This window comes from Clostridium tarantellae (genome assembly GCF_009295725.1).
Classification (GTDB): domain Bacteria; phylum Bacillota; class Clostridia; order Clostridiales; family Clostridiaceae; genus Sarcina; species Sarcina tarantellae.
This window is the reverse complement of record NZ_WHJC01000145.1, coordinates 1-8,704: the sequence shown is the minus strand read 5'-3', so window position 1 is coordinate 8,704 and position 8,704 is coordinate 1. Positions and strand designations below refer to the sequence as shown.

General features: G+C 25.0%; 7 protein-coding genes and 1 pseudogene. 3 read left to right on the top strand and 5 right to left on the bottom strand.

The features are described 5' to 3' along the window. Window positions 1–358 precede the first annotated feature (358 nt). A complete protein-coding gene (locus GBZ86_RS09920; RefSeq protein ID WP_152890236.1) occupies window positions 359–1,138 on the bottom strand; it encodes a serine hydrolase in 780 nt (259 codons plus the stop codon). 378 nt (window positions 1,139–1,516) lie between these two features. Here GBZ86_RS09920 and GBZ86_RS09915 point away from each other — a divergent pair. Further along, window positions 1,517–2,122 (top strand): annotated as a pseudogene (locus GBZ86_RS09915) (DUF2238 domain-containing protein). Between the two features lie 139 nt (window positions 2,123–2,261). On the opposite strand, the gene GBZ86_RS09910 reads toward GBZ86_RS09915, so the two are convergent. The 3 genes from GBZ86_RS09910 to GBZ86_RS09900 all read right to left on the bottom strand — a co-directional run bounded on the left by GBZ86_RS09910 (window position 2,262) and on the right by GBZ86_RS09900 (window position 5,636). After that, window positions 2,262–3,359: a 6-phosphofructokinase gene (locus GBZ86_RS09910; RefSeq protein ID WP_152890240.1), complete on the bottom strand. Its 1,098-nt coding sequence runs from the start codon at window positions 3,357–3,359 to the stop codon at window positions 2,262–2,264. Between the two features lie 259 nt (window positions 3,360–3,618). After that, entirely contained in the window at window positions 3,619–4,515 is an 897-nt protein-coding gene (locus GBZ86_RS09905; RefSeq protein ID WP_152890238.1) for an undecaprenyl-diphosphate phosphatase, read from the bottom strand. Window positions 4,516–4,658: 143 nt separating this feature from the next. Continuing rightward, window positions 4,659–5,636: a type I phosphomannose isomerase catalytic subunit gene (locus tag GBZ86_RS09900; protein WP_152890235.1), complete on the bottom strand. Its 978-nt coding sequence runs from the start codon at window positions 5,634–5,636 to the stop codon at window positions 4,659–4,661. 351 nt (window positions 5,637–5,987) lie between these two features. Here GBZ86_RS09900 and GBZ86_RS09895 point away from each other — a divergent pair, with 351 nt between their 5' ends. Both GBZ86_RS09895 and GBZ86_RS09890 read left to right on the top strand, forming a co-directional pair. After that, window positions 5,988–7,343: a Mur ligase family protein gene (locus tag GBZ86_RS09895; protein ID WP_327444860.1), complete on the top strand. Its 1,356-nt coding sequence runs from the start codon at window positions 5,988–5,990 to the stop codon at window positions 7,341–7,343. A 20-nt stretch (window positions 7,344–7,363) separates the two neighbouring features. Beyond that, window positions 7,364–8,089: a type 1 glutamine amidotransferase gene (locus GBZ86_RS09890; protein WP_152890233.1), complete on the top strand. Its 726-nt coding sequence runs from the start codon at window positions 7,364–7,366 to the stop codon at window positions 8,087–8,089. Window positions 8,090–8,133: 44 nt separating this feature from the next. Here GBZ86_RS09890 and GBZ86_RS09885 read toward each other — a convergent pair whose 3' ends face one another. Continuing rightward, entirely contained in the window at window positions 8,134–8,439 is a 306-nt protein-coding gene (locus GBZ86_RS09885) for a hypothetical protein (RefSeq protein ID WP_152890231.1), read from the bottom strand. Between the last annotated feature and the right edge of the window lie 265 nt (window positions 8,440–8,704).

Here is an 8,704-nt window from a genome sequence, read left to right as displayed (position 1 = left end):
AAGAATTAATTTATGGCAAGTTGCTTAAAACAATACAACTTGATAAAAATATAACTACGCTTGAAGATGTTATTAATCATCTTAATAACGATTCTTTAGCTAGTTAAATTTATTGTAAAGTGGTGTTATAGTTTGTAACATATAAAATTTATATATATAAGTTGTAAAACTAAAGATTTAATTTACATAAGTTTAAAATATACCTTATTTTAAAAAACATATACTTTTTATTTAAACAAAATCTGCTTAGCAGACCGCCTTCAGCACTTTAATTAAAGTTATCCACAGATTCTCAAAATTATAATTTCCTAAAGAATAATAATATTTAAAACCCTTGTAAATACAAGGGTTTTAAATTCTAATTCCACTTATTCATTATATTATCCCACATCATTTTACCTGATTTAGCCAAAGTAATTGTTCCATAAACAGAATTAGGTATTTTACTTGACATTACTGTACATATAAAGTTACCTTTTGATGTATGAATTAAGGCTGTATCATTTTCTACTCCTTGCTTATCTCCTGTTTTGCTAGAAATATCATATTTTAAATTATCAGGTATATATAAAGCTAATTTATTTTTTATTTGTTGTCTCTCTAATATATCAATAAGCATTTGTGAATTTTCTTTATTTAAAAAAGATCCGTTATATAAGTTCTTCCAAATTAAACATAAGTCATAAGATGAAGTATAATTTTCTAATTTATCATGATAATTTCTTTCATCTGCTGTCTTTCTATTAAGTTCTGTATTTTTAAGACCTAATTCTTTTATAATAATATTTATTTTTTCCATACTAACCATATCTATTATCTTATTTGCAGCCGTATTATCACTTTGAATTAACATAGCTACTAATAATTCAAATACAGTATATTCTCTCTCACCAAACTCATGTATAATACCAGTACCAAAAACTTTATCCTTACTTTCTATTTTTACTTTATCTAAGAAATCTAATTTTTTCTCTTCAACTTCTTTAATAAGAGCTACAGCTATAGGTAATTTCATGCACCCTGCCGAAATCATTTTAACGTTTTCATTATAACCGTAAGTATAGCCACTTGCTAAGTCTTCAAAGAAAAAACTATAAATTCCAACTCTGCTCTCTAAATATTTCTTTATTTCCTTCATAATACCCACCAGCCTTCTTTTATTTGTATGCTCTGTTAATATTTTCCTTATATAAATTTTATCATAATTTTTAAAAATTTTGAAGTATTTATTTATGTAAATTTTCTTGCTTTTTTTGAATTTATAATTTATTATCTAAATTATTTTACTCATAAAATAATTTTTTATTCCAGTTAATGCTTATTATCAAAGTATATTTTAAACTTAATAATTCTTTTATAGAATCTATATTAATATTAAGTATATTTTATTAATGGAGGGGCAATAGGTATCCTGTTACTAAAAAGTTATAAATACTTAAATATATTATGCTATACTTAGCAAGCTAATAAATTGTTTTATAGCATATTTAAAGTGAATAACAAAGGAGAAAATACTATGAAAAATAAAACCCTTCATATGTTTTTATTAGTTAGTATATTTATTATTCTTATACTTTCTGGAATAAATCCATATGATAGATTTACATGGTTTTTAGAAATTTTGCCTGTAATTATAGGAGGGATAATTCTTATAATAACTTATCCTAAATTTAAATTTTCTAATTTTATATATATTTTTATATGGATACATGCACTTATTTTAATAATTGGAGGACATTATACCTATGCAGAAATGCCAGCTTTTAACTGGATTAAACATACATTTAACCTAAGTAGAAATTATTATGATAGATTAGGTCATTTAGCTCAGGGCTTTATACCTGCACTTATTATAAGAGAATTTTTAATAAAAAAGCATATTTTAAACAACAAAAATTTTTAAAACTTTATTGTAGTATGTATATGCTTATCTATTAGTGCAGCTTACGAACTTATTGAATTTATGGTTGCTATATTAACTGGTGAAGCTGCTGAATCATTTTTAGGACTACAAGGCGATATTTGGGACACACAATGGGATATGCTCTTTGCATTAATAGGTTCTATATTAGCTTTATTTTTAATAAAAGAATCTAATACTATTAAATTAATAAAAGATTAAGCATTATTTTATATTTAAAAATTAAAATAAAGTTTCTACTAAATATATACATATAATATGTAATATTTTGTATAAACTTTATTTTAAATAAATACTCTCTTTCAAAAGATTATAAAATTATTATTTTTAATTTAATATATTAATCTGCAAAACTTATACCTATGCTTTTAGCAGTTTTAACCATTTCTCCCTTTGGATCAACACACTTAGTTTGTCCTATAACATTTTCCAAACTTTCATACCCTATTGAAATTCCTTTTAAACAAACCATATTTCCAAATAATCCTTTATCAGCTAAATCACAAGCACTTACCCCATATCTTGTTGAAAGTATTCTATCATAAGTAGAAGTATTTCCACCTCTTTGGATATGACCAAGTACAGTGCTTCTCACTTCATGATTTTTTATTAATTTCTCTAAATCATCAGCTAATTTATTCGCTATTCCACCTAATCTTATTGGATCTGGACTATCTTCTACTATCTTAGATACTACAACCTCACCATCTTTTGGTTTAGCACCTTCAGCAACAACTATTATAGTGAATTGCTTTCCTGCCTCTTCTCTTTCTCTTATTTTTTCAACAATTTTATTTATATCATAAGGAATTTCTGGCAATAATATTACATCTGCTGAACCTGCTATACCAGATTCAAGCGCAATCCAGCCTGCACCTCTTCCCATAACTTCTAATAACATTACTCTATGATGTGATTCTGCAGTTGTATGAAGTCTATCTAAAGCTTCTGTAGCTATTTCAGTAGCAGTATTAAATCCAAAAGTAACATCAGTAGCCAATAAATCATTATCTATTGTTTTTGGTACTCCTATAACATTAACTCCTTTTCTTGCAAAATCTCTTGCTGATGTTAATGTTCCATCTCCACCTATTACAATTAAAACATCTACTGCTGCTTTTTTTAAGTTTTCTACTCCAACATCTGATACATCCTTTTTAACCATTTCACCATTTTCTTCAACTAAATAATCAAAAAGGTTATCCTTATTAGAACTATGTAGTATAGTTCCACCCCTATGAAGTATACCTGAAACTGTATCTAAAGTTAATGGTATATAATCATTATTATATAAGCCTCTATATCCAAATTTATAGCCAATAACTTCATATCCATATTGTAAAATAGCAGTTCTTGTTACAGCTCTTATTACCGCATTAAGTCCTGGACAGTCTCCTCCTCCAGTTAGTAAAGCAATTTTTTTGATTGGTTGTGTCATCATAAATTCCCCCTCATACAAAATTATTACCCTGTAAATTTTTACTATATAATAGTTAGAATATTTACTATTATATTTACCAACTACAGCTTAATGATATCGTATACTTAAAATTCAATAAATATTCTTACAATTCAATGATAACATATTTTTTTTACAATTAAAAGAATATTTTCATAATATTGTAATTTTAGTAAAAATATTGAATAAAGTAAAAGATACATGTGTTTTTTTTACCTAACATGTATCTTTTCTTATCTTATTGTATTACTTTTGTAAATATTAAAATTGCTAATACAATTCCTGCTACAACTCTATAAACAGCAAAAATTCTCATTGGCTTTTTCTTTAAGTAATTTATGAACTTTTCAATTACAAGTAACGATACTACAAATGCTACTATAAATCCTAAAGCTAAAGATATCCAATAAGTAGCCGTCATTTGAGAATATCCTTCAAATTTATATAAATCTAAAGCTGATGCTCCTACCATGGCTGGAATAGCTAAAAAGAAAGAAAATTCTGCTGCCACCGTAGTACTAAGACCTGAAATCCAACCACCCATTATTGTAGAAGCACTTCTTGACATACCAGGCCACATAGAAATACATTGAAATACTCCTACCATTAGTGATTGTCCATAATTCATTTTATCTATATCTTTAGTTATTTTTGCATGCTTAGATTTAATTTTTTTTCTAAACATATTTTCTACAATAATTAAAAGAATACCTCCAACAATAAAACCTATGGCTACTGTTTTTGTTGAAAATAAATATTTTTTTATTTCTGAATGAAATAATAATCCTAAAACCATAGCAGGTATTGTTCCTATTATTACATTAATACCAAATCTAAAACCTGTTTCATACTTTTTTTTGTCTTGTTTGCTAGAAAATATGTAAGCAAAGAAATCTATAACTGATGTACTTATTTTTTTCCAATAAAGAACAACAACAGCTAATATTGCACCTAACTGTATTACTACTTCAAACATATCTTTAAACTCTTTAGCAAATCCAGAACTAGTTCCAAAATGAATTAAATCTCCTACTAAAATCATATGACCAGTAGATGATACAGGTACAAATTCTGTAAGACCCTCTACTATAGCAATAATTATTGCCTTAAAAATAAATATAAAATCCAATCCCATACTTTCACTCACTTTCATTTTTTTGTGTTACTTCAATAATTATAAAAGCAATATAATATTTTGTCTACTCTATTAATATGAAGCTTTTCCTTTAAATAGAAAGCGTACATCAAATTTCTAAGATGTACGCTTTTTACATATTATTAACCTTTTATAGTATTTAATATTTCATCTTCCACTTCTTTAACACTTGGCACATAACTTTTTAATAAACTCATAGTACCTATTAATTCATATTTTCCTAAAGTTGCTGGTATAAATATACTATCACCTTTATTAATAATTAATTCTCCATCACTATATTTTATAATTCCATTACCTTCAACACATGTAAATATGTAGAATCTTTCTTCATTACTTTCTTCCATACAGTTATTTAAAATATCATACTTTTCTAATGAAAAATAATCACATAATGATAGATATGTTTTATTATAACCATCACATTCCTTCATTAATCCTTTTGATTTATCTCCTTTTAAAGAAAAATCTATAACATCTAAAGCTTTTTCAACATGAATTTCTCTTCCTCTATTGTAGTCATATACTCTATAAGTAGTATCACTATTTTGTTGTATCTCAGCAATAATAACTCCTTCACCTATAGCATGTACTAATCCACTCTTAACAAAGAATGTATCACCTTTTTTTACTGAAACCTTATTTAAATATTCATCAAATTCTCCAGTTTCAATTGCTTTTATAAATTGTTCTTTTGTACAATTTTTAGTTCCAACAACTAAATTAGCTCCTTCAAAAGCTTCTACCACATACCATATTTCAGTTTTTCCAAATTCATTCTCAACTCTCATACCATATTCATCATTTGGATGAACTTGGACTGATAATTTTTCTTTAGCATTTATTAATTTAACTAAAAGTGGAAATTTTTCTATTGAAATCTTAGTTCCCACTAAATTTGTTCCTAACATATTTATGAGTTCATCTAACTTTATTCCTTTATATTCTCCATTTTCAACTACACTCATTCCATTTGGATGACAAGCAACATCCCATGTTTCACCTATATTTCCATCAGGCATATTTTCTCTGAAAAGTTCAAAGTCTCTTCCTCCCCATACCTTGTCATAATATAAATTTTCAAATCTAATTGGATACATAATAATTCCTCCCTAATATTAAAATAATAGTCTTTAAAAATATTATAATAATCTTTAATAATATCTTCATATAGTACAATTTCTAGTAAAACAGTAAAAACTCTTATTTAAATTTATTCTTAAACAATAAAATAAGCATTATTAATTAAAACCTAATGAGATATAATAATAATTTTTAAAGTATTTATTAACATAATAATACGCTATGGTTCTATGGTCAAATTTTAATTTATAACTTATACTTTATTGGTAAAACTTATACTTTATGATATACTATAATGGTTTAAAAATTAATGGTTGTTTAAATTAATTTTTATTGTATATAATTTATTATAACTATTACATAAGGTGGTGTCTAAAATATATATTAACTCTTTTTTTAGTATTATTTTTTCAAAAGCAACTCAATTTGTTTCTAAAACATTTTTAAAAGGAGGAAGTAATTTTCCTGGAAAAATTGCTTTAAAATTTGATAAAAATATTTTAAAGAAGGTTGCTTCAAATTATACTGTTATATTAGTTACGGGAACAAATGGTAAAACTACTACTACTTCAATGATACATAATGTATTAAAAACTAACGGATTAGAGGTTATAACTAATGCAACAGGAGCAAATATGCTTCCTGGTATAATAAGTACATTTATTCAAAATTATAAATTTTTTGATAAAAAACATAAATATGCAGTTATTGAAGTTGATGAAGCAAATTTAAAATTTATAACTGAACATATAAATCCTGAAATAATAACTATAACTAATTTATTTAGAGATCAACTAGATAGATATGGTGAGGTTTATACAACTTTAGAAAAAATTCTAGAAGGAGTTTATAAAGTTCCTAAAACAAAACTTTTATTAAATGGTGATGAATCTTTATTAGGCAATTTAGATGTAAAAAACCCTGTTATTTACTATGGATTTGATGTTACCCCTAATAAAAATAAGTCTATAGATATTAATGCTGATGCAAAGTTTTGTAAATTTTGTAAAACTCCATATTCTTATGACTTTATTACCTATAATCATTTAGGTAAATTTTATTGTAAAAGTTGTGGATTTAAAAGAAATGAACTTAAATATAGAGTAGATAACATACTAGAACTTACTCCTGAAGGTTCAAAAGTTAAATTTAATGATGGAGTATTTACTATAACTCAGCCAGGAACTTATAATATTTATAATGCTCTTTGTGCATATTCCATAGCAAAGGATTTAAATATAAGTGATGAAATAATTGAAAGTTCTTTTGTTAGTCAAACATCAAGTTTTGGTAGACAAGAAACAATAAAAATAAACAATAAAGATATTAAAATAATATTAGTTAAAAATCCTGCTGGATATAATCAAGCATTAGATACACTACTTTTAAATTCTGAAAGTTTCTCCGCAGCTTTTTTATTAAATGATAATTATGCTGATGGTAGAGATGTATCTTGGATATGGGATGTAGATTTTGAAAAGCTTAAATCAATGGATATAAAAGAAATATTTATATCAGGTATAAGATGTTATGATATGGCTGTAAGATTAAAAGTAAGTGGTTTAGATCCAAATAAATTTATAATAGAAGAAAATTATGAATCTTTAACAAAGGAAATAGAAAATTCTAGCGAAAATAAAGTTTATATATTAGCAACTTATACAGCCATGATTAACTATAGAAAATATCTTCACGCTAAAGGTTATATAGAGAAATTATGGTAATGTTTTAAAGGAGAACAAAAATGGAACTTAATATATGTCACCTTTATCCTGATTTATTAAATGTATATGGGGATATGGGAAATATTTTAGTAATTAAACATAGAGCAGAATTAAGAGGAATAAAAGTTAACTTATTAAATGTATCCTTAGGAGATAAATTTGAAAAAGATAACTATGACATAGTGTTTTTTGGTGGTGGTCAAGATTATGAACAATCTATCGTTTCTGAAGATTTAATAAATATAAAAAGATTTTCTCTTCAACAATATATTGAAGATGAAAAAGTTTTATTAGCTATTTGCGGTGGTTATCAATTACTAGGTAAATATTATACTACACCTACTGGTGAAAAACTTAAGGGATTAGGTATCCTTGATATCTACACTGAAGGTGGCGATACTAGATTCATAGGAAATACTGTAATTTATAATGAAAATTTTAATGAAACTTATGTAGGGTTTGAAAATCACTCTGGAAGAACTCATATTGGAGATTTAAAACCATTAGGAAAATGTATTCATGGTTATGGTAATAATGGTTCTAGTGGCTATGAAGGTTGTATCTATAAGAATACTTATTGTACTTATTTTCACGGTTCCTTACTTTCTAAAAATCCCGAATTAGCAGATAGATTATTAAAGGTAGCTTTAGAAAAAAAATATGGTGATATTTCTTTAGAAAAACTTGATGATACTTTAGAACTTAAAGCTAAAGAACATATAATTAATACTTTAAATAAAAAATAATTTTTAAAAGGAAATCATAATTTTATGATTTCCTTTTATTTAATTTACCATCGTCTTTTCCTTCCTTTATTATTTTTTCTCTTAAATAATAGAGATAAAAAAAAGAAAAGAATAATAGAAGCTACTATACATAATATTAATATCATTATATCTTTAGTACTTATACCTATACCTGAAAAAAAACTTTGCACTTTATTATTTAATTCTCTTATTCCCCAAACTCCTAAACTAATCACTATACCAGTAGAAGCTGCTAATATTCCTGATTTAAATCTTTTTAAAAAACAAATAATTCCAATTATTGCAAAAGTAAATATTATACAAGCAAATCTCCACTCTACAGAATCCACATTAACTCTCCTTTAAAATAATACTTATACATTTTACTTTTTAAATATATTATTTATTACACTTGAAAATATTATATTTCATATTTTACATACTTTAATATGTATTTCCTCTTTATTTGTAATTTACATAGTTTTTTAATATACTTTAATTTTTAAGAGCTTTTATATTTCAAATAATATTTTCAATGAATTTTCCACTACACATATTAAAATAAATATTCGTATTAAGTTATTTAAAAATTACTGAAATAATAAATATAAACAT